This is a genomic window from Pseudomonas sp. B21-051 (genome assembly GCF_024748795.1).
Classification (GTDB): domain Bacteria; phylum Pseudomonadota; class Gammaproteobacteria; order Pseudomonadales; family Pseudomonadaceae; genus Aquipseudomonas; species Aquipseudomonas putida_A.
This window is the reverse complement of sequence record NZ_CP087166.1, coordinates 2,328,587-2,348,493: the sequence shown is the minus strand read 5'-3', so window position 1 is coordinate 2,348,493 and position 19,907 is coordinate 2,328,587. Positions and strand designations below refer to the sequence as shown.

Below are 19,907 nucleotides of genomic sequence, written 5' to 3'. Positions count from 1 at the left end.
GAATTAGTTGTGCGACGTGGCTGGGGTGGCGTTGGCTGCGGTCAGGGTTTCACCCTGAAAGCCGCCGCCCAGCGCTTGCATCAGTTGAATCGACAGGTCGATCTGCTCGGCATTGAGGTTGGCCAGCTGACGCTGGGCCTGCAGCAATTGCTGCTCGATGCTGAGCACGTCCAGGTAGTTGCCGATGCCGGAACCGTAACGCTGGACGACGGTGTTGTAAGAATCCTGAGCAATCTCGGTGGCGTGTTGCTGCGCGCCGATCTGCCGGCCGATGTCACGCAACTGGTTGATCGTGTCGCTGACATCACCGAGGGCTTTCACCAGACTTTTGTTGTACTGCGCCACCGCCAGATCGTAATCGGCGTCGCGCGCATCGAGGTTGGCGCGCAGGCGCCCGCCGTCGAAAATCGGCACCGAAATGGTCGGGGCGATGCTGAAGAAACGACTGGCCGACCCGAACATCGCGTCACCCAACAAGGATTCGGCACCGGCCGAAGCCGTGAGGTTCAAGTTGGGATAGAAGCGGGTTTTCGCCGAGTCGATGTCTTTGCTCGCCGCCTCTACGCGCCAGCGCGCAGCGACCAGATCCGGACGCCGACCGAGCAGTTCCGCCGGCAACACCGAAGGCACCGCCACGGCGCTGGCTTGCAGAACTTTCGGTCGAGCAATTTCGTTGCCGCGATCCGGGCCTTTGCCGAGCAGTACGGCCAGGGCGATTTTCGCGCTGTTCAGACGTTTTTCAGCGTCGATCAGGCTGGCTTCGGAACTGGCCTCAAGACTTTGGGTTTGCTGGAACTGGTACTGGCTGTCGATCCCCGCACTCAGGCGGCGCTGGCTCAGATCGAGCATCTGTTTGGTGCGCTTGAGGTCGTCGTTGGCCAAGTCGTAGACGATATGCGCCTGACCCAGATCGCTGTAGGCCCGGGCCACATCGGCGGCGAGGGTCAACTGCGCAGCCTGGCGGTCGACTTCGGCAGCGCGAGCCTGACCGAGTGCAGCTTCCCAGGCATCACGCTGGCCGCCCCACAGGTCGAAGTTGTAATTGAAACCGGCGCTGACGTTACGCACGGTCGCGTAGGCATCGCCCTGCCCGCGCGGGTCCTGATCCTTGGCCAGACGCGAACGGCTGATGCCGGCGCTGGCGTCGAGGGTCGGATAACGCTCGGCATCGGCGGCATAGGCGGCGGCGCTGGCCTGATGCGCGCGCGCTTCGGCAATCTGCATATCCGGGCTGTCGTGCAGCGCTTCGCGGATCAGCCCGTCGAGCTGCGGGTCGCCAAGGCTGGTCCACCAGTCGCTTTTCGGCCACGCGGCCGGCGACAGGGTCACGCCGTTGAGCGACTGGCCGACTTTCAGGCTTTTCGCGTCGAGGTTTTTGCCCTGTGTGTCGAGGCCGCTGTAATTGGCGCAGCCGGCGAGGATCATCGCCGACAGCACCAGGGTCAGGCTGGTGCGCAAGGTTTTACCGCTCATTGTGTTCACCTAACCGCTGGATAGTGATCGGGTCACCGGCTGCCAGCAGGATTTTCTTGAGGATGTATTCCAGGGTCTTCAACTCGTCCGTGGTGACGGCGCCGGCCAGTTCATTCATTGCATCGGCGCCGATGTGCGGCAGGCGATCGGCCAGTTGCTGGCCCTGTTCGGTGAGCTTGAGCTGCACCTGACGGCGATCGCCTTCGCTGCGTTGGCGAGCCAGAAAACCTTTCTGCTCCAGACGATCGAGCATGCGTGTCATCGAACCGCTGTCCAGCGACAAATGCCGGCACAGCTCGGCCGGGGTGTCGACGCCGAACTGGGCCATGATGATCAACACCTTGAACTGCGCGGCGGTGATGCCGTGGGGTTCCATGTGGGTGTCGATGATCCGGTCCTTGAGCAGCGCGGCACGGCCGAGCAACAGGCCGAGATGGCAATGTTTGAATTCGTCCGGGGTGAAATGCTTCATGTGCTCACCTAATAACTGCCTAGGCAGTGAATGTATGTCGAGATGTTACTGCCTAGGCAGCGAATGTCAACGTAATAGTTAGGTTGCTTTGTAATTAGTTGACCAGTGGAGTGGGTTTTTGTGTTGCCCGCACTGACGCTTTCGCGAGCAGGCTCGCTCCCACAGGGTCATGCGTCAGCCAGACAATATTGGCAAGGACCCAAAACCTGTGGGAGCGAGCCTGCTCGCGAAGGCAGCGACTCGGTGTAACGTCGATCAGGATTTGTCGGAAGGATGCACAGCCGGCGGTTGAAGGGGATGCACTTCGCGCCCGCGCAAGGCCGTCAGCGCATAACCACAGGCACGCTTGATCACCGCATACATGCTGTGCCATCCCGGCGGTGCCGGTTCGATGGCGGCATGCAGCGCCCGGGCGAAATCGAGCATGCTCGAACGCCCGCGATTCATCGCCCCTTCAAGGGCTGCTTCGAGGCTGTGGGCGACGGCACTCGAGCAGTTGCGGCTGGTGAGGTTGTACGTGCTGTTCTGTCGATACTCAGCCCAGAACGCCTGCAACCGCCGGGCGTCGTAGTGAGCAAAACTGACCTGAACCGAAGACGGACACCAGTCCGCCACCTCACCCGCATAGTCCGGCAGAAACCGCCCGGCCACATCGTTGTTCGGCGTCGCCCGCAGCAAGCGCACGAAATCCCCCGCCGAACGATCGATGTCGTCCAGCGGGTAATGGCTGATGTAAATCTCCGGGCCACATTCCAGTGCCGCGTGGCCGGCCGAGATCACGCCGTTGATATCGACTGCGGCGATATAGCGATTGAGCAGACGGTTGCGCACCAGAGTGTCATCGACGGTGCCGCTGGGGGTCCAGACATGAATGACCAATGCGTTGCTGCTGGCCGGCGCACTGAGCGCAACAGGGTTTGTCAGCGGCGGCAGGTGCCTGAAGCGCACGGCTTGGCGCAACAACGCACAGCCCGAGAGAAACAGGCTCATGCCGATGCAGAACGGCACCGTGCCCTTGTATAGCGTCGGATACGGCTCAAGGATAAACACGCCAAAGCCGAGTTCGAACAACCCGGCCAGCAGCGACACTTGCCAGCCGACAAAGCGCACCACCACCGCAGCCGCCAGCCTGAAGACCCCATCAACGATGAAAGCCCCGCCAAACAGCACCGCCAGAATCAGCCCGGCAGCATGTTGCCGGTCAACGATCAGCAGCCCCAGCAAGAGAAACGCCAGACCTCGCGCTTTACGCAGGGCCGCAGCGGTCCCGGTTTGCGGGGCTGGCACCAGCAGCAGGATCAGCGCTTCGAGCAACAACAGATAGCCGAAGAGATGCAGCGGGAAATACAAAACGCCATCCAGCGCATCGATGAAGATCGCCACCCCGGCCGCGCCCCAGACGATGCCGGTCAGCGCCAGTGCTGACCAGCGTTTGCGGACAAAGTCGTTACCGAGCAGGACCATACTCAAGCGAACCATAGGCGCAACCGGCAAGGTTTTGAGGGTTCGGTGAGTCTAATACATCCTTGAAAAACCGGATCGCAGCGTCACGACCCGGCTATTGGCCACGTTCTCAGAAATCGCGCTTGTAGAAGATATCCAGCGAACTGGCGACACCGCTGGCGGCTTCGACATAAACCTTCTTGCTCAGCTTGTAACGCAGCGCGATGGTGTTGGCTGGCTCGAACACGCCAACGCCATAACGCAGGCTGAGTTTCTCGGAGATATTGCCGCTGGCGACCACGCTGGTGGTGTTGCCACTACCCTGGGTGTCGAGCTGGAAGTCCTGAATCCCCAGGTCTTTGGCCAGGCCACTGGTGACCCCGGAACTGCCCATCAAACCCAGGCCCAATGCTGCTTGCGCGAGCATGTTGTTGTCTTCGCCGTTGGTGCTCAACGGACGCCCCAATACCAGGTAGGACAAGGCCTGCTCCTGACTCATCGCCGGTTCGGAGAAGATTTGCGTGGTCGGCTGTTCGGCACTGCCGCTCAGGCGAATACCGGCGATCACGTCGTCGGTCTGGCGGATCGCTTCGATGTCCAGATACGGCTGATCGATCGGGCCGGCAAACAGCAGCCGCGCACGACGCACGTTCAGGCGCTGGCCATACGCGCGGTAACGGCCGTCGTTGAGCCACAGCTCGCCACGAGTGTCCATATTGTCGCCGATGTGCACGTGACCTTGCAGGTTGGCGGTCAGGCCGAACCCGGCGAAGCTCAGTTTGTCTTCGCCGACCACCACGTCGATGTCCATTTTCATCGCCATCGGTGGTTTGCCCTCTTCGGTCTGCGCGCCGACGATGATCGTGTCGTCGGACACTTTCACCGTTGACGGCGGCAGTTCACGCACGGTGATTTCGCCTCGCGGCACCAGCACCTTGCCGGCAATCTTCAGCTCATCGCCGGCCATGGAAATCTTCAGGTCCGGTGCCACTTCGAGCTTGGCGTACGGTTCGACGGTGACCGGCAATTGCGTGCCCTTGAGCGCCACATCGACTATTAGCGCCTGACCCCAAGCGACATTGCCGTTGAGGCTGCCCTGGCCGGTCTTGCCGCTGTTCCAGCCACCATCAAGACGCACGGATTCGCCGGCGATCACCGCTTGCAGTTGCAGGTTCTTGAGTTCCATCGGCAGCTCGGCGCCGGAGACTTCGCCATCACTGAGCTTCACCGTGCCGTTGACCAGCGGCGCCAGCAACCCGCCGGAAATCGTCCCGCTGCCGTTCAGGCGCCCGGTGAGTTTTTCGACCATCGGCACAAACGGTCGCGCCACCGACAGGTCAAGTCCGCTGAGACGGAACGAACCACTCAGCGGTTTGTTTTTCGGCAGCGGATTGAGCTGCGCCTGCACCATCAATTCGCCGAGCTTGCCGCCGACGAAGTTGAGTTCGGTATCAACACGCTTCGGCGTGAGTTTGCTGGTGAGTTTCAGCGTCTGGTACGGGAAGTCCAGCCACTGATCTTTTTCCTTCATGCGCAAAGTGCCGCCGCTGGCGTCGATGCTGACCACGCCGTTCGGGCCGCTGGCCGGCATATCCAGTTGCAGGTCGGCGTTGAGCTTGCCCTGCCAGGCGAAGTCTTTCGGTAGCCATTGTGCGAGGCTTTCAATCGGGAACTGCTTGAGGTGGTAGCGCAGTTTCGGCTCCGGCAGCAGGCGCTGATCTTCACCGCACAGACTGGCATTGCCGGACATCCAGCAATGCGCGCCGAAGTTGATCTTGCCGTCGGCGAGGCGTTCGAGTTTGGCCGGGCTCTGCAGTTTCCAATCCTGGCCGCCGGCCTGAATATCGCCGCTGGCCAAACGACCGCGCCAGTTGCCCTTGTCCAGATTGCCGTCCAGACCGAGGGCCAGTTTCAGCTTCGGCCCGAGCAGGTCGAGGTTGAGTTTCTGGCTCTTGATGTCGCCCTGCGCGCTGGCGGTCAACACGCCGAGGTTGGTGTCGCCGGCCTGAATGCCGCTGCCCTTCAGATCGATCTTCGCCCGTTGCGCACTGTCGAGCGTGGCATCGAGGTTGAGACTTTGCAGGCGATTGTCCTGAAACGCCAGTTGCGAACCTTGCAGGCCGAGTTTGCCTTGCGGTGCTTTTAGCGTACCGCCAACGTTGACCTGACCCGTGACCTGCCCGCGCAGCTGCGGCCAGAGCTGGGCCAGACGCGTCAATTTGATGTCGATCTGCCCGGTGAGCTTCTGTTGCAGGCTGCCCTTGCCGCTGATGCTGTTGTCGCCGAGGCGAATTTGCAGGGCGTTGAGGTTCCATTGCTCACCGGCACCGTCAGCCTTGGCTTGCAGGATCGCCGGTTGGCCGCGCAGTTTGCCTTTCAGATCGAGGTCGGCGGTCAGGCTCAAGCGCTCGTTCTTCATTTCGCCTTTGCTTTTCAGTGGCCCGGCCAAGGTGCCCGGCAGCTCCGCAAGCCAGTACGCCGGGTTCAGCGCAGAGAGATCCAGCGCGGTGTCCCAGGCGATGCCATCGGCGAACTGCACGTTGACATGACCTTCGGCCTTGCCCTGCCCGGCCTGCATTTGCAGTTGCGGCAAGGCGATCTGCTTCAGGTTGCCGCTGAACGGACTGCTCAGGCTGAACGCCCCCGCCGGGCCATAGAGGTCGGCGGCGAAGTTACCGAGGTACTGACCGTCGGTGTAGGAGACTTCGCCGGTGAAGGTACGCAAGGCGACTTGCGGCTCGTCGATTTCGTTATACAGCCGATGCCACGGGAAATCCTGCCAGTTGATGTTGGCCTGAGCCGTGAGGCCTTTGCTCCAGTCAACGCTGCCGGTGAGCTTCAGGCTTTGCTTGTCGTTGGCACTCAGGTCGAGGCCGGCGATCTGCGCGCCGCTGGCATCGACCTTGCCTTGGAGCAGCAACGCCACCGGGCCTTTATCGGCGGGCAGCGTGGCATTGCCGTTTAACTGGTAACCGTTTTTCAGATCGCCTTCGCCGGTCAGTACCAGTTGATTGAGCTGCAGGGTGTCCGGCAAATCGGCGCTGGGTTTGAACGCCTCGGAGGTGATGCGCACCTTGGCCGGCAGATTTTCCGCCAGAGGTTGCAGCTCGCCGCTCAACTGGCCGTCGAGGTAACCGTGGCTGTCGGCGTGCAGGTTGAGGGTTTTCAGCAGATCGCCGTCGACTTTCAACGCCAGCGTCCAGGGGCCAGTGCCTGGGGACGGCAGGCTCAGGTCACCGGCGATATTCAGCGGCCAGTTGCCGGTCGGTTGCAGCAGGCCGGAGAGGTTCAGGCTGAGATCGTCGCGCTGCAGTTTCACGCTGTCGATCTGCAGGCCCTGGGCGGTCCAGTGCGCCGCCAGTTGCAGGCCCTTGAGTTGCTCGCTGCCGTTGAACAGCAGGCTGCCGACTTGTACGTCGCCGAGTTCGATGGCTAGCGGCAATTGCAGATCCGGCAGTTTGATCGGGCCGCTCTCGGTGGTTTCCTCACTCGGCGGGAATTGCAGGATCACCTGATCCGCCTTGAGCTGTTCGATGCACAAAGTCATGCGGATCAGGCACAGCGGCGACCAGGCGAAGATCGCCTGGTTCAGTTCGACCCGGCTGCTGCCCTGCTGCCATAGCAGATGATCGGCGCTCCATTGGCCACCGAGACGGCCCTGGAAATTCTCCACGCTCAAACCCGGCACCAGGCTCAGCGCCCAACGGCTGCCGGCCTGCGTCCCGAGTACCGCGCTGATGCTCAGTACAATCAACAGCACCAGCGCCAACAACGCAAACGCCGATATTTTCAAACCACGCTTCACAGCTCAGGCCCCATGGAAAAGTGCAGCCGGATGCCGCCGTCGTCGTCCAGCGCGTGGGCCAGGTCGAGGCGGATCGGCCCCACCGGCGAGACCCAGCGCACACCGATACCGACCCCGGTCTTGAGGTTCGGCAGTTCGAGTTTGTTGAAGGAGTTGCCCTGGTCGACGAAGGTCGCGACCCGCCATTTCTCGGCAATCGAATATTGGTACTCGACGCTGCCGGCGACCATGTAGCGGCCGCCGATGCGGTCGCCCTTGGAGTTTTCCGGAGACAGACTCTGGTAGTCGTAACCGCGCACGCTCTGATCGCCACCGGCGAAGAAACGCAGTGACGGCGGTACCGAGTTGTAACCGTTGGTGGCGCTGCCGCCGACCTGCACCCGACCGAGGAAGCGGTGGTTGTCGAACACCGTGGTCAGGCCTTTGATCAACGCTGTGCCATATAAGAGGTTGTTGTCCGAACCGAGGCCCTCCTTCGCCACCTTGCTTTCAAAGGTCAGGCGATAGCCGTTGTGCGGGTCGATGCGGTTGTCGCTTTTCAGGTACGAGTAACTGATGCCGGGCATCAGCAAGGTACTCAGGCCGGAGTCGTCGCCGAGTTCATATTCTTCGCGCTGCCATTTCAGCGAGATCACTCGCTGCCAGCCGCTGGGCAACTTGCTGTGCCATTCCGGGCCAAACGTCAGCAGCTTGCTCAGGGTGTCCGAGCCGTCGATGTCTTCGTATTGATAACCACCGGCCCAGCGCAGTTTGTCGGTCAGCGGCGGGTCGAGCGGGATGTCATAGAACAATCCGACGTTCTGCCGTGGCGCCGACAACTCGGCTTCCCAGCCGTAACTGTCGCCCTGCGGGTTGACCCAGTGGCGCGTCCAGTTGGCCTTGATCCGCGGGCCGACGTCGGTCGAATAACCGAGGCCCAGGCCCATGGTCCGTGGTTTGCGCGTGTCGAGTTTGACGTCGACCGGAATCACATCGTTTTTCGCCGCCGTCGGCGCAGCATCGACGCGCACACCTTCGAAATAGCCGCTCGATTGCAGGTCGCGGTTGAGTTCGGCGATCAGCTCGGAGTCATACGGATCGCCGGCCTTGAACGGCACCATGCGTTGCAGCAGGTCTTCGTCGAACGGCGTATCGCCCTCGAAACTGACTTTGCCCAGCGCATAACGCGGGCCGCTGTCGTAGATCAATTCAACGTCGGCCACCCCGGCACGCGGGTCGACCAAAAGTTTCTGGCTGGTGAAATGGCCACTGAAAAAGCCGAAGCGCGAGGCCTGGTTCTGGATCAGGCGTTTGGCGTCTTCATAACGCCCATGGTTGAGCACGGCGCCGGACTTGAGCGTGTCACTGCTCGGCACACGAAAGGATTTGAGGGAGGCGGCAGGGCCATCGACGCGGATGGTTACATTGCGCAGACGAATCGGTTCGCCGGGATCAATGTTCAGCACCAGGCGCGGTTTTTCGCCGCCCTTCACGTCACTGTCGATCTGCGGCTGGTAATAACCCAAGGCCTGCGCGGCTTTGCGCGCCTGCTCCTCGGCCCCGCGACTGAAGCGCAGCAAGGCTTGTTCGTCACGATCGCCGAGGCTGCCGATATAGCCTTCTATATTGGCCTTGAGTTCGTCGTTGGACGGTTTGATCCGCACGTCCAATTCACTTTGCGCCAGCGCCGCGCAGCTGGTTAACAGCATGAGCACGCCACTGGTAAATCTTCCTGGAAACTTCATAGGCGCGGATGCTATCACGGGCTTGGGAGCGTGATAGAACAGGAAATTTCCTGAAAAGTTCTATGGCTAAGCCGTTGCAGTTTGTAACACCTGCGGATTGGCGTGGAAAAACACGTGTTCGCGCACCGGGCCGACGGCCACTTCGCCGATCTCTTCGTAGCCCTGGCGTTTATAGAATTCCAGGTAACGCGGGTTGCCGGTGTCGAGCACCACGCCTTGCGAGGTTTCATCCACCGCGCACCAGTTGTGCACCGCCGTCAGCAACTGCTCGCCGAAGTGTTTGCCTTGAAACTGCGGATGAATCCCCAGCAGCGGCAGCATGTGCACCGAGTCGCTGGGCACGCAGGCGACCACGGCATCGTGGTATTCCAGATAGCGCCGGGTGCAACGAAATCCGGTGCTGAGCACCATGCGCAGGCGCCACGCCCAGCTCTCGGTGATGCCCAGGCGACGCTGCGGCGGTGCGATCAGGGCGATGCCGATCAGCCGGTCGTTGACCAGCAGGCCGATGGCCGGCTGATCCTGCAGAAAATGCTGTTTGACCAGTTCGCGCACCGTGGCCCGCACGCGCTGCTCGTAACCCGGCCGCTCGGCCTCGAACAGGTAACCGAAGGTCGGCTCGTGGCGATAGGCCTGATACAGCAGCGATCGGGCTTCGCGCGAGTAACCGCGGTCGAGCATGTGGATGTCGGCGATGGCGTTCTGGGTTTCAGGCATGACGGTGATTCTCCCCCGGGGCGCGGCTCAAATGACTGCGCTCTTGATGGTACGAACCTTTTGCGGGTGGCGCAGTTCCCCACAGGTATAGACCAACTCGGGATCTTCATCGACTGGGCGGCCCACATCCCACAGATGAAAATGATTTCTCCCACCCCACACTGGCCCCCATCCCACATGTCAGCTAGCATCGCCCTTTTGCCAGGACTGCCGACCATGAAGATTGTTTCCTTCAACATCAACGGACTGCGCGCCCGTCCGCATCAGCTGGCAGCGCTGATCGAAAAGCATCAGCCGGACGTGATCGGCCTGCAGGAAACCAAGGTTCACGACGACCAGTTCCCACTGGAAGAAGTGCGTGCGCTGGGCTATCACGTTTATTTCCACGGGCAGAAAGGCCATTACGGCGTCGCGCTGCTGTCGCGCAAAGAACCGATTGCGATCCACAAAGGTTTCGCCAGCGATGAAGAAGACGCGCAGCGCCGCTTTATCTGGGGCACCTTCGCCGACGCCAACGGCGTGCCGGTGACCATCATGAACGGCTACTTCCCGCAGGGCGAAAGCCGCGACCACCCGACCAAATTCCCGGCCAAGCAGCGTTTCTACAGCGACCTGCAAACCCTGCTGGAAAGTCAGTTCCACAACGAACAGCCGCTGGTGGTGATGGGCGATGTGAACATTTCCCCGGAAGACTGCGACATCGGCATCGGCCCGGACAACATGAAGCGCTGGTTGAAAACCGGCAAATGCAGCTTCCTGCCGGAAGAGCGCGAGTGGATGGCCCGCCTGAAAAACTGGGGCCTGACCGACAGCTATCGCCACTTGAACCCGGACGTGACCGACATGTTCAGCTGGTTCGACTACCGCAGCCGTGGTTTTGAAGACGAACCGAAACGCGGGCTGCGCATCGACGTGATCCTCGCCTCCCATGGCTTGCTGCCAAGGGTCAAGGATGCGGGCGTGGACTATGAACTGCGCGGGATGGAAAAGCCGTCGGATCATGCGCCGATCTGGCTTGAGTTGAGCTGATCTGTCATGTTTTGGTCATGCGCTTGACTTAATCTCCCCGGCAATCCCCTTGGCTTGATTCGGTGCCGGCATGACCCTGCGTGTTCTGTTCGCTTTTCTGTCGAGTGCATGGCTGACGGTCAGTGCCGCCACCCTGCCCATCCCTGAAAACGGCCCGGCATTGCGCATTCAGGGTTCCAACACCATTGGCGCCGATCTCGGCCCGGCGTTGGCTGAAGGTTTTCTGCAAGAGCAAGGGCTGCTCAAAGTCCACCGCGAGAACCCCGACGCCGCCAACGAACAACACGTCGTCGGCCAGACTGCCCAAGGCAAACGGGTGGTAATTGAAGTCGCCGCCCACGGTTCCAGCACCGGTTTCACCGCGCTGAAAAGTGCCAGCGCCGATCTCGCCGCCTCTTCCCGCCCGATCAAGGACAGCGAACTGCTCAGCCTGCAAGCGCTCGGCGATCTGAAAAGCGCCGCCGCCGAGCAGGTGATTGCCATCGACGGCCTGGCGATCATCCTTCACCCAGGTAACCCACTGCAGCAACTGGACACCGAGCAACTGGCGCGGATCTTCAGCGGTGAGGTGAAAACCTGGGAAGACCTCGGCGGTCGCGGCGGTGCGATTCATTTATATGCGCGGGATGATCAGTCCGGCACCTACGACACGTTCAAGGAATTGGTGTTGGGTCGGCGTGGGAAAAGTCTGAGTTCCACTGCGAAACGTTTCGAATCCAGCGAGCAATTGTCCGACGCGGTGAGCAGTGATCCGCAGGGTATCGGTTTCATCGGTCTGCCTTATGTGCGCCAGGCCAAAGCCGTGGCGATTGCCGACGGCGCATCGCAATCGATGTTGCCGCTCAATAGTCTGATTGCCACTGAGGACTATCCGCTGTCCCGGCGCCTGTTCTTTTATCTGCCGCCCGGCAACCAGAATCCGTGGGCATCGGCATTGGTGGCGTTTGCGCAAAGCCCACAGGGCCAGAAGATTGTCGCGGCCAACGGCTTCATCAGCCAGACCGTACACGCGATGACCGTCACGCCGAATGCGCTGATGCCCGAGGGTTATCAATCCCTCAGCCGCCACGCCCAGCGTCTGACGGTGAACTTCCGCTTCGAGGAAGGCAGCGCCAGCCTCGACAACAAGGCGCGGCAGGATCTGGCGCGCGTGCTCGACTATATACAGCGCCACGACAAGACCGAGCGCGCGGTGACGCTGGTGGGGTTTGGCGATGAGAAAGACGATCCGGCCCGCGCCGATCTGCTGTCGAAACTGCGGGCGATGGCGGTGCGTCGCGAACTGGTGAAGAACGGCGTGGTGATGCGCGAGGTACGCGGGTTTGGCGCGTTGATGCCGGTGGCGGCAAACAGTGCGGATGAAGGCAGGATCAAGAATCGGCGGGTTGAGGTTTGGGTGTACTGAGCCTGATGTTGATGGACTGAATGGGCTGGCCCCTTCGCGAGCAGGCTCGCTCCCACAGTGATCGCGTTCTTCCATTTGGAATGCGGTTTAATGTGGGAGCGAGCCTGCTCGCGAAGCCGGCGACGCGGTCTTAATGACCGCTGCGCAGCATTTCCTTCGGCACATACTTGCCGATCTCGAACTTGCCGATCGCCGCGCGGTGCACTTCGTCCGGGCCGTCGGCCAGGCGCAGGGTGCGTTGCATGGCGTACATGTAGGCCAGCGGGAAATCATTCGAGACCCCGGCCCCGCCGTGGATCTGGATCGCCCGGTCAATCACCCGCAGGGCCACGTTCGGTGCGACGACCTTGATCTGCGCGATCTCGCTCTTGGCCACTTTGTTGCCGACGGTGTCCATCATGTACGCCGCTTTCAGGGTCAGCAGGCGTGCCATGTCGATTTCCATGCGCGAGTCAGCGATCTTGTCGACGTTACCGCCCAGACGCGCCAGCGGTTTGCCGAACGCGGTACGGCTCACCGAACGTTTGCACATCAGTTCCAGTGCGCGTTCGGCCATGCCGATCGACCGCATGCAGTGGTGAATCCGTCCTGGGCCGAGGCGACCTTGAGCGATTTCGAAGCCGCGACCTTCGCCGAGCAGAACGTTTTCGTACGGCACGCGCACATTGTCGAACAGCACTTCAGCGTGACCGTGCGGTGCATCGTCGTAGCCGAACACCGGCAGCGGGCGGACGATTTTCACCCCGGGGGTGTCGACCGGCACGAGGATCATCGAGTGCTGCGCATGGCGCGGTGCGTCAGGGTTGCTCAGGCCCATGAAGATCACAATCTTGCAGCGCGGATCGCAGGCGCCGGAAGTCCACCATTTCTTGCCGTTGATCACCCACTCGTCGCCATCACGCACGGCGCGGGCGGCCATGTTGGTCGCGTCGGACGAGGCCACGTCCGGTTCGGTCATGGCGAACGCCGAGCGGATCTCGCCGCGCAGCAGCGGTTCGAGCCAGCGCTGTTTCTGCTCTTCGTTGGCGTAGCGCACCAGCACTTCCATGTTGCCGGTGTCCGGCGCCGAGCAGTTGAACGGCTCCGGCCCCAGCAGCGAGCGGCCCATGATTTCTGCCAGCGGTGCGTATTCAAGGTTGGTCAGCCCGGCGCCGAGTTCCGATTCCGGCAGGAACAGATTCCACAGCCCTTCAGCCTTGGCCTTGGCCTTGAGCTGTTCCATGATCGCGGTCGGCTGCCAGCGATCACCCTCGGCAACCTGCCGTTCGAACACGGCTTCGGCCGGGTAAACGTAAGTGTCCATGAACGCGGTCACGCGCTCACGCAGTTCTTGCACCTTGGGCGAATAAGCGAAATCCATGAGCAATTACCTTCTTTAGGCAGAGGTTGTTCAGATCATGCAATCGATGCTAGAACAGCGCTGATAATTTACCTAGCCTATTCTCGGCGTGTATAAACATTCATCACCGATATATGATCCGCTGATCGTCAGCCCCTAGAACAAGAGAAGCCGCGTTATGAATCTGAGTAAGGTCGACCTCAACCTTTTCATCGTCTTCGACGCGATTTACACCGAAGCCAACCTGACCCGCGCCGGGCAGATTGTCGGGATTACCCAGCCGGCGGTGTCCAATGCGCTGGCGCGGTTGCGCGAGACCTTCAACGATCCGCTGTTCGTGCGCACCGCCCAGGGCATGGTGCCGACGCCGATGGCACAGAACATCATCGGCCCGGTACGCAACGCGCTGTCGCTACTGCGGGTGTCGGTGCAGGAAAGCCGGATCTTCAACCCGGCTCAGGCGGTGAAGACTTACCGCATCAGCATGACCGACCTCACTGAGGCGGTGATTCTGCCGCCGCTGTTCCAGCGTTTGCGGCGTCTGGCGCCAACGGTGATCATCGAAAGCTTCCTGTCGAAACGCCGCGAAACCACCAAGGAACTCGCCGCCGGACGTCTGGACTTCGCCGTGGATGCACCGCTCAACACCGACCCGCAGGTGCGCCACGTCAAGCTGATGGAAGACCGTTACGTCTGTGCGATGCGCAAGGGCCACCCGCTGGCGGGCAAGGAAAAGCTCAGCCTCGACGATTACCTTTCGCTGACTCATATTCACATCTCCAGCCGCCGCAGCGGTCTGGGCTACGTCGATCTGGCGCTGGGCAAAATGGGCATTCAGCGCAAGATCGCCCTGCGCTCGCAGCATTACCTGATGGCGTCGCAGGTCATGCAGCAGACCGACATGGTGATGACGGTGCCCGAGCGCTTTGCCCGGCGTAATGACTTGCACGCGTTCAACCTGCCGGTCAATGACGTGCCGCCGCTGGAGACTCACCTGTACTGGCATGAAAGCACTGACCAGGACCCGGCCAATCGCTGGATGCGCGAGCAGATCATCGAGTTGTGCCAGCAGGTGGCGGCGCAGGAGAAGAAGCTCGACAAGCAGGTAGTTTGAGGAAAGATCAAAAGATCGCAGCCTTCGGCAGCTCCTACAATTGGAATGCATTTCCTGTAGGAGCTGCCGAAGGCTGCGATCTTTTTCTTGCTTGACGTAAACGTCAACTCGCCATTAGCTTAGCGCCAAGACCTTTTTCCGAGCGCTTTCATGAGCAGCCAGACTTACAGCATTTCCGACCTCGCCCGCGAGCTGGACATCACCACCCGGGCGATCCGCTTTTATGAAGAACAAGGCCTGCTCAGCCCTGAGCGCCGTGGCCAGGAACGCATCTATTCACCGCGCGACAAGGTCAGCCTGAAGCTGATCCTGCGCGGCAAGCGCATCGGCTTTTCGCTGGCCGAATGCCGCGAGCTGATCGAGCTCTATGACCCGTCCAGCGGTAACACCAAACAGCTCAACAGCATGCTGGCGAAAATCAGCGAACGCCGCGAACAGCTCGAGCAGCAGCTGCTCGACATCGAACAGATGAAGCTGGAACTCGACACCGCTGAAGAGCGCTGCGTGCAGGCGTTGGAGCAGACGCTCAAGGGTCAGCAGATAGCGCAGTAATTGAACGCAACATCTCCCCCTGTGGGAGCGAGCTTGCTCGCGAATGCGGAGTCCCAGGCGACAAATATGTATCTGATACACCGCTTTCGCGAGCAAGCTCGCTCCCACAAAGGGGCATCCGCAGTCTTCAGATAATTACAGGTCAATCCCATGTCCCTCCCCTCCCAAGTACGCCTGATCGAAGTCGGCCCGCGCGATGGCCTGCAGAACGAAGCCCAACCGATCAGCGTGGCTGACAAGGTGCAACTGGTCGACGCCCTGAGCGCCGCCGGTTTGGCTTACATCGAAGTCGGCAGTTTCGTCTCACCGAAATGGGTGCCGCAAATGGCCGGATCCGCCGAAGTGTTCGCGCAGATCCAGCGCAAGCCCGGTGTGACCTATGGCGCACTCGCACCGAACCTGCGCGGCTTTGAAGACGCGCTGGCTGCGGGCGTGAAAGAAGTCGCGGTGTTCGCTGCGGCGTCCGAGGCATTCTCGCAGCGCAACATCAATTGCTCGATCAGCGAAAGCCTGGCGCGCTTCGCACCGATCATGGAGGCCGCGAAACAGCACGGCGTTACCGTGCGCGGTTACGTGTCCTGTGTGCTCGGCTGCCCTTATGAAGGCGAAGTGGCGCCGGAACAAGTGGCGATGGTCGCCCGCGAGTTGTATGCGATGGGCTGCTACGAAGTGTCCCTCGGCGACACCATCGGCACCGGCACCGCCGGCGCGACCCGGCGGTTGTTCGAAGTGGTGTCGGCGCAAGTGCCACGGGAAAAACTCGCCGGGCACTTCCACGACACCTACGGCCAGGCGATGGCCAACATCTATGCCAGCCTGCTGGAAGGCATCGCGGTGTTCGACAGCTCTATCGCCGGCCTCGGCGGCTGCCCGTACGCCAAAGGCGCGAGCGGTAACGTCGCCACCGAAGACGTGGTGTACCTGCTCAACGGCTTGGGCATCGAGACCGGTATCGACCTGGACGCCCTGATTGCGGCGGGTCAGCAGATCAGCGCAGTGCTCGGTCGCCCGAGCGGTTCGCGCGTGGCCAAGGCCCGTAACGCCCAGTGAGGGCGAGGGTGTTACCGCTGTGTCCGAAACGTGGGCGGAGTCGAGTAACACGGAAACAAATTGTCTGGTTCGCCCTGAAGGAAAAATCTTTCAAAAATCACAAGCCATTGATTTAAAAAGAATTTAAAAAGTTGGCACGGCTTCTGCTATCTCTATGGCATAACAAGAATAAAAAGCAGCAAACCAATAAAAATAAGACGTACCGACTCTGACATAACAAAAACAACACGGCAGAGACGCAGCTAACAGATTTTTTTGGAGAAGGTGTGCTTTTCAGGGTGCTCTCAGGAGTGACCCGCAACCGGGCAGAGAACAATAAAACTACCTTCAGGTAGCTCCCGAATCGGTTGGATCGTTAACGAGAAAGCAAATCAGCGCTCAAAAAAATACGTTTGCTCTTGACCCCGGATGGGGGTCGCCAAAAACAGCGGTAAAGGGCCACGGTTGCCAAAAACAACAACAGACCGCCCCTCAATAATAAGAAAGAGCACGCGACGACAAAATTAAAGGGGAGCTTCGGCTCCCCTTTGTGCTTTCTGTGATTTCTGTTTTTTAAAAGATCGCAGCCTGCGGCAGCTCCTACACCGATCCCCTGTAGGAGCTGCCGCAGGCTGCGATCTTTTGATCTTCAATGCAGCGCCTTCAGCTCCTCGATACTGATCTCACGCATCCGAAACTTCTGGATCTTGCCCGTCACCGTCATCGGAAATTCTTCGACGAACTTGAAATGACGCGGCGTCTTGAAGTGCGCGATGCGCTCCTTGCACCACGCTTGCAGCTCTTGTTCGGTGGCACTGTGGCAGGGATGGAATTTGATCCAGGCGACAATCTCCTCACCGTAACGCGAGCACGGAATGCCGATCACCTGCACGTCCGCCACCGCCGGGTGGGTGAAGAAAAACTCTTCCAGCTCACGCGGATAAATATTCTCGCCACCGCGAATGATCATGTCCTTGTTGCGCCCGGCGATGTTCACGTAACCCTCATCGTTCATGCTCGCCAGATCGCCGGTGTGCATCCAGCCTGCCTCATCGATGGCTTCGGCCGTGGCTTGCGGGTTGTTCCAGTAACCGAGCATCACGCTGTAACCACGAGTGCAGAGTTCGCCGATGGTGCCGCGCGGCACCAGGTTGCCCGCCTCGTCGATGATCTTGCTTTCCAGTTGTGGCTGGGTGCGGCCGACGGTGGTCACGCGTAATTCCAGTTCATCATTTGGCCCGGTCTGCAGCGACACCGGGCTGGTTTCGGTCATGCCGTAGGCAATCTGCACTTCGCTCATGTGCATCTCGCTGATGACCCGGCGCATCACCTCGATCGGGCAGGTTGCGCCGGCCATGATCCCGGTGCGCAGGCTCGACAGCTCGAACTCGGCGCGTTGTGGCTGATCGAGCATGGCGATGAACATGGTTGGTACGCCGTACAGGCCGGTGGCCTTTTCTTCAGCGACGGTTTGCAGGGTCAACAACGGATCGAACGCGTCGTTGGGGTAGATCATGGTGCTGGCGTGGGTGATGCAGCCGAGGTTGCCCATGACCATGCCGAAGCAGTGATACAGCGGCACGGGGATCACCAGCCGGTCGCTCGGGGTCAGGCCGATGCTTTCACCGACCATGTAACCGTTGTTGAGGATGTTGTAGTGACTGAGGGTCGCGCCCTTGGGGAAACCGGTGGTGCCGGAGGTGTACTGGATGTTCACCGGTTGATCGAAGTGCAGGCTGTCGCTGCGCTCACGCAACTGTTCGGGCGGAACACTGCTCGCCAGATCGGCCAGTTGCGACCACGGCAGGAAGCCCGCCGGTGGCTGTGCGTCGAGGCTGATCACCCCGCGCAAATCCGCCAGACGTTCGCTACGCAACTGGCCGATGGATTGCTCCGCAAGTTCCGGTACCAGCCCTTGCAGCATGGCGTGGTAGTTGGAGGACTTGAACGCGCCGGCGCACACCAGCCACTGGCAACCGGACTGCTTGAGCACGTATTCCAGTTCGGAACTGCGGTAGGCCGGGTTGATGTTGACCAAGATCACGCCGATCTTCGCCGTGGCGATTTGCGTGATGCACCACTGCGCGCAGTTCGGCGCCCAGATGCCGAGCCGGTCGCCGGCCTGCAAACCCAGCGCCAGCAAGGCTCTGGCGTGAACATCCACCGCGTCGGCCAGTTGCCGCCAGGTGTAACGCAACTGCTGATGCCTTACGACCAGCGCCTCGCCGTGCGGGTGTTGCGCAACCGTCTGGTCGAACTTCTGCCCGATGGTCATCGCCAGCAAGGCCTTGTCCTGTGAGCCACGGGTGTAGCTGCGCTGCGGGTTTGCACTGGGTTGATCCATGACGACCCCTATTGTCTTTATTAGTGGGTTTACCGGGATTTAATTCCTGTGGGAGCGAGCTTGCTCGCGAAGACGCCATCTGATTCAACATCCGTGTCGACTGAGCTGACGCCTTCGCGAGCAAGCTCGCTCCCACATGGGAAAGTCCGCTTTCAATCCTGAGGTACTCTTACTCTCGCTCAAGTTGACGTTAACGTAAAGGGTGATTGACAGTCATTCGCCACAGGCTTACGTTAACGTAAAGGTGAGAGCCGTTCGACCGCCCTCCCAACCTACAAAAAAGCCAAAAGGTGACCCATGAGCTACCCATCCCTGAACTTCGCCCTCGGTGAAACCATCGACATGCTGCGCGATCAGGTTCAGTCCTTCGTCGCTGATCAGATCGCCCCACGCGCTGCGCAGATCGACCGCGACAACCAGTTCCCGGCCGACATGTGGCGCAAATTCGGGGACATGGGCTTGCTCGGCATCACCGTGCCGGAAGAGTACGGCGGCGCGGGCCTGGGTTACCTGGCGCACGTGGTGGCGATGGAAGAAATCAGCCGCGGTTCGGCCTCGGTGGCCCTGTCCTACGGCGCGCACTCCAACCTCTGCGTCAACCAGATCAACCGCAACGGCAATCACGAACAGAAAAGCCAATACCTGCCGAAGCTGATCAGCGGCGAACACGTCGGCGCCCTCGCCATGAGCGAACCCAACGCCGGTTCCGACGTGGTTTCGATGAAACTGCGCGCCGACAAGCGCGGCGACCGCTTCGTGCTCAACGGCAGCAAAACCTGGATCACCAACGGCCCTGACGCCAACACCTACGTGATCTACGCCAAAACCGACCTGGAAAAAGGCCCGCACGGCATCACCGCGTTCATCGTCGAGCGCGACTGGAAAGGCTTCAGCCGCAGCAACAAGTTCGACAAGCTCGGCATGCGCGGCTCCAACACTTGCGAGCTGTTCTTCGATGACGTCGAAGTGCCGGAAGAAAATATCCTCGGTGTGCTCAACGGCGGCGTGAAGGTGCTGATGAGTGGCCTCGATTACGAGCGCGTCGTACTGTCCGGCGGCCCGACCGGGATCATGCAGTCGTGCATGGACCTGATCGTGCCGTACATCCACGATCGAAAGCAGTTCGGCCAGAGCATCGGCGAATTCCAGCTGATCCAGGGCAAAGTCGCCGACATGTACACCCAGCTCAACGCCAGCCGCGCCTATCTTTACGCGGTGGCCCAGGCCTGCGAGCGCGGCGAAACCACGCGCAAGGACGCCGCCGGGGTGATCCTCTACACCGCCGAGCGCGCCACGCAAATGGCCCTCGACGCGATCCAGATTCTTGGCGGCAACGGCTACATCAACGAATTCCCCGCCGGACGTCTGCTGCGTGACGCCAAACTGTACGAAATCGGCGCCGGCACCAGCGAGATCCGGCGCATGCTGATCGGCCGCGAACTGTTCAACGAAACCCGCTAA

General features: G+C 60.7%; 14 protein-coding genes. 6 read left to right on the top strand and 8 right to left on the bottom strand.

Going from position 1 to position 19,907, the window contains the following annotated elements:
* Positions 1-3: 3 nt before the first annotated feature.
* The 6 genes from LOY52_RS10525 to LOY52_RS10500 all read right to left on the bottom strand — a co-directional run bounded on the left by LOY52_RS10525 (position 4) and on the right by LOY52_RS10500 (position 9,634).
* Positions 4-1,473, bottom strand: a complete 1,470-nt coding sequence (locus LOY52_RS10525; protein ID WP_097088148.1) for an efflux transporter outer membrane subunit — start codon at positions 1,471-1,473, stop codon at positions 4-6.
* Positions 1,463-1,945: a MarR family winged helix-turn-helix transcriptional regulator gene (locus tag LOY52_RS10520; protein ID WP_064586973.1), complete on the bottom strand. Its 483-nt coding sequence runs from the start codon at positions 1,943-1,945 to the stop codon at positions 1,463-1,465. The genes LOY52_RS10525 and LOY52_RS10520 overlap by 11 nt, the downstream gene beginning before the upstream one ends.
* Before the next feature lie 255 nt (positions 1,946-2,200).
* Positions 2,201-3,424: an HdeD family acid-resistance protein gene (locus LOY52_RS10515; RefSeq protein ID WP_258679404.1), complete on the bottom strand. Its 1,224-nt coding sequence runs from the start codon at positions 3,422-3,424 to the stop codon at positions 2,201-2,203.
* Positions 3,425-3,518: 94 nt separating this feature from the next.
* The gene (locus LOY52_RS10510) at positions 3,519-7,193 is read right to left on the bottom strand and encodes a translocation/assembly module TamB domain-containing protein (protein WP_258679403.1); all 3,675 of its coding nucleotides are present in this window, start codon (positions 7,191-7,193) and stop codon (positions 3,519-3,521) included.
* Positions 7,190-8,917 carry an autotransporter assembly complex family protein gene (locus LOY52_RS10505; protein WP_134785984.1) on the bottom strand — a complete coding sequence of 576 codons (1,728 nt, stop codon included), beginning with the start codon at positions 8,915-8,917 and terminating at the stop codon, positions 7,190-7,192. Before LOY52_RS10505 ends, LOY52_RS10510 begins: the two co-directional genes overlap by 4 nt.
* Positions 8,918-8,983: 66 nt before the next feature.
* Positions 8,984-9,634 carry an N-acetyltransferase gene (locus LOY52_RS10500; RefSeq protein WP_258679402.1) on the bottom strand — a complete coding sequence of 217 codons (651 nt, stop codon included), beginning with the start codon at positions 9,632-9,634 and terminating at the stop codon, positions 8,984-8,986.
* Between the two features lie 216 nt (positions 9,635-9,850).
* Here LOY52_RS10500 and xthA point away from each other — a divergent pair, with 216 nt between their 5' ends.
* Both xthA and LOY52_RS10490 read left to right on the top strand, forming a co-directional pair.
* Entirely contained in the window at positions 9,851-10,663 is an 813-nt protein-coding gene (gene xthA, locus LOY52_RS10495; RefSeq protein ID WP_027614628.1) for an exodeoxyribonuclease III, read from the top strand.
* 70 nt (positions 10,664-10,733) lie between these two features.
* Complete coding sequence (locus LOY52_RS10490) at positions 10,734-12,068, top strand: phosphate ABC transporter substrate-binding/OmpA family protein (protein ID WP_258679401.1); 1,335 nt, start codon at positions 10,734-10,736, stop codon at positions 12,066-12,068.
* 130 nt (positions 12,069-12,198) lie between these two features.
* Here LOY52_RS10490 and LOY52_RS10485 read toward each other — a convergent pair whose 3' ends face one another.
* Entirely contained in the window at positions 12,199-13,428 is a 1,230-nt protein-coding gene (locus LOY52_RS10485) for an acyl-CoA dehydrogenase (protein ID WP_258679400.1), read from the bottom strand.
* Between the two features lie 157 nt (positions 13,429-13,585).
* Between LOY52_RS10485 and LOY52_RS10480 the strand changes: the two genes are divergently transcribed.
* The 3 genes from LOY52_RS10480 (at position 13,586) to LOY52_RS10470 (ending at position 16,123) form a co-directional block, all read left to right on the top strand.
* Positions 13,586-14,521: a LysR family transcriptional regulator gene (locus LOY52_RS10480; RefSeq protein ID WP_127652072.1), complete on the top strand. Its 936-nt coding sequence runs from the start codon at positions 13,586-13,588 to the stop codon at positions 14,519-14,521.
* 150 nt (positions 14,522-14,671) lie between these two features.
* Complete coding sequence (locus tag LOY52_RS10475; protein ID WP_108592061.1) at positions 14,672-15,073, top strand: MerR family DNA-binding transcriptional regulator; 402 nt, start codon at positions 14,672-14,674, stop codon at positions 15,071-15,073.
* A 150-nt stretch (positions 15,074-15,223) separates the two neighbouring features.
* Positions 15,224-16,123 carry a hydroxymethylglutaryl-CoA lyase gene (locus LOY52_RS10470; protein ID WP_115985591.1) on the top strand — a complete coding sequence of 300 codons (900 nt, stop codon included), beginning with the start codon at positions 15,224-15,226 and terminating at the stop codon, positions 16,121-16,123.
* Positions 16,124-16,751: 628 nt separating this feature from the next.
* On the opposite strand, the gene LOY52_RS10465 is transcribed toward LOY52_RS10470, so the two are convergent.
* Entirely contained in the window at positions 16,752-18,446 is a 1,695-nt protein-coding gene (locus LOY52_RS10465; RefSeq protein WP_258679399.1) for an AMP-binding protein, read from the bottom strand.
* 297 nt (positions 18,447-18,743) lie between these two features.
* Here LOY52_RS10465 and LOY52_RS10460 point away from each other — a divergent pair, with 297 nt between their 5' ends.
* A complete protein-coding gene (locus LOY52_RS10460) occupies positions 18,744-19,907 on the top strand; it encodes an isovaleryl-CoA dehydrogenase (RefSeq protein WP_258679397.1) in 1,164 nt (387 codons plus the stop codon).

Coding starts and splice junctions, on each gene's coding strand:
- LOY52_RS10525 (WP_097088148.1), bottom strand. CDS start 1,473: ATGAGCGGTAAAACCTTGCGCACCAGCCTGACCCTGGTGCTGTCGGCG.
- LOY52_RS10520 (WP_064586973.1), bottom strand. CDS start 1,945: ATGAAGCATTTCACCCCGGACGAATTCAAACATTGCCATCTCGGCCTG.
- LOY52_RS10515 (WP_258679404.1), bottom strand. CDS start 3,424: ATGGTTCGCTTGAGTATGGTCCTGCTCGGTAACGACTTTGTCCGCAAA.
- LOY52_RS10505 (WP_134785984.1), bottom strand. CDS start 8,917: ATGAAGTTTCCAGGAAGATTTACCAGTGGCGTGCTCATGCTGTTAACC.
- LOY52_RS10500 (WP_258679402.1), bottom strand. CDS start 9,634: ATGCCTGAAACCCAGAACGCCATCGCCGACATCCACATGCTCGACCGC.
- xthA (WP_027614628.1), top strand. CDS start 9,851: ATGAAGATTGTTTCCTTCAACATCAACGGACTGCGCGCCCGTCCGCAT.
- LOY52_RS10490 (WP_258679401.1), top strand. CDS start 10,734: ATGACCCTGCGTGTTCTGTTCGCTTTTCTGTCGAGTGCATGGCTGACG.
- LOY52_RS10485 (WP_258679400.1), bottom strand. CDS start 13,428: ATGGATTTCGCTTATTCGCCCAAGGTGCAAGAACTGCGTGAGCGCGTG.
- LOY52_RS10480 (WP_127652072.1), top strand. CDS start 13,586: ATGAATCTGAGTAAGGTCGACCTCAACCTTTTCATCGTCTTCGACGCG.
- LOY52_RS10475 (WP_108592061.1), top strand. CDS start 14,672: ATGAGCAGCCAGACTTACAGCATTTCCGACCTCGCCCGCGAGCTGGAC.
- LOY52_RS10470 (WP_115985591.1), top strand. CDS start 15,224: ATGTCCCTCCCCTCCCAAGTACGCCTGATCGAAGTCGGCCCGCGCGAT.
- LOY52_RS10465 (WP_258679399.1), bottom strand. CDS start 18,446: ATGGATCAACCCAGTGCAAACCCGCAGCGCAGCTACACCCGTGGCTCA.
- LOY52_RS10460 (WP_258679397.1), top strand. CDS start 18,744: ATGAGCTACCCATCCCTGAACTTCGCCCTCGGTGAAACCATCGACATG.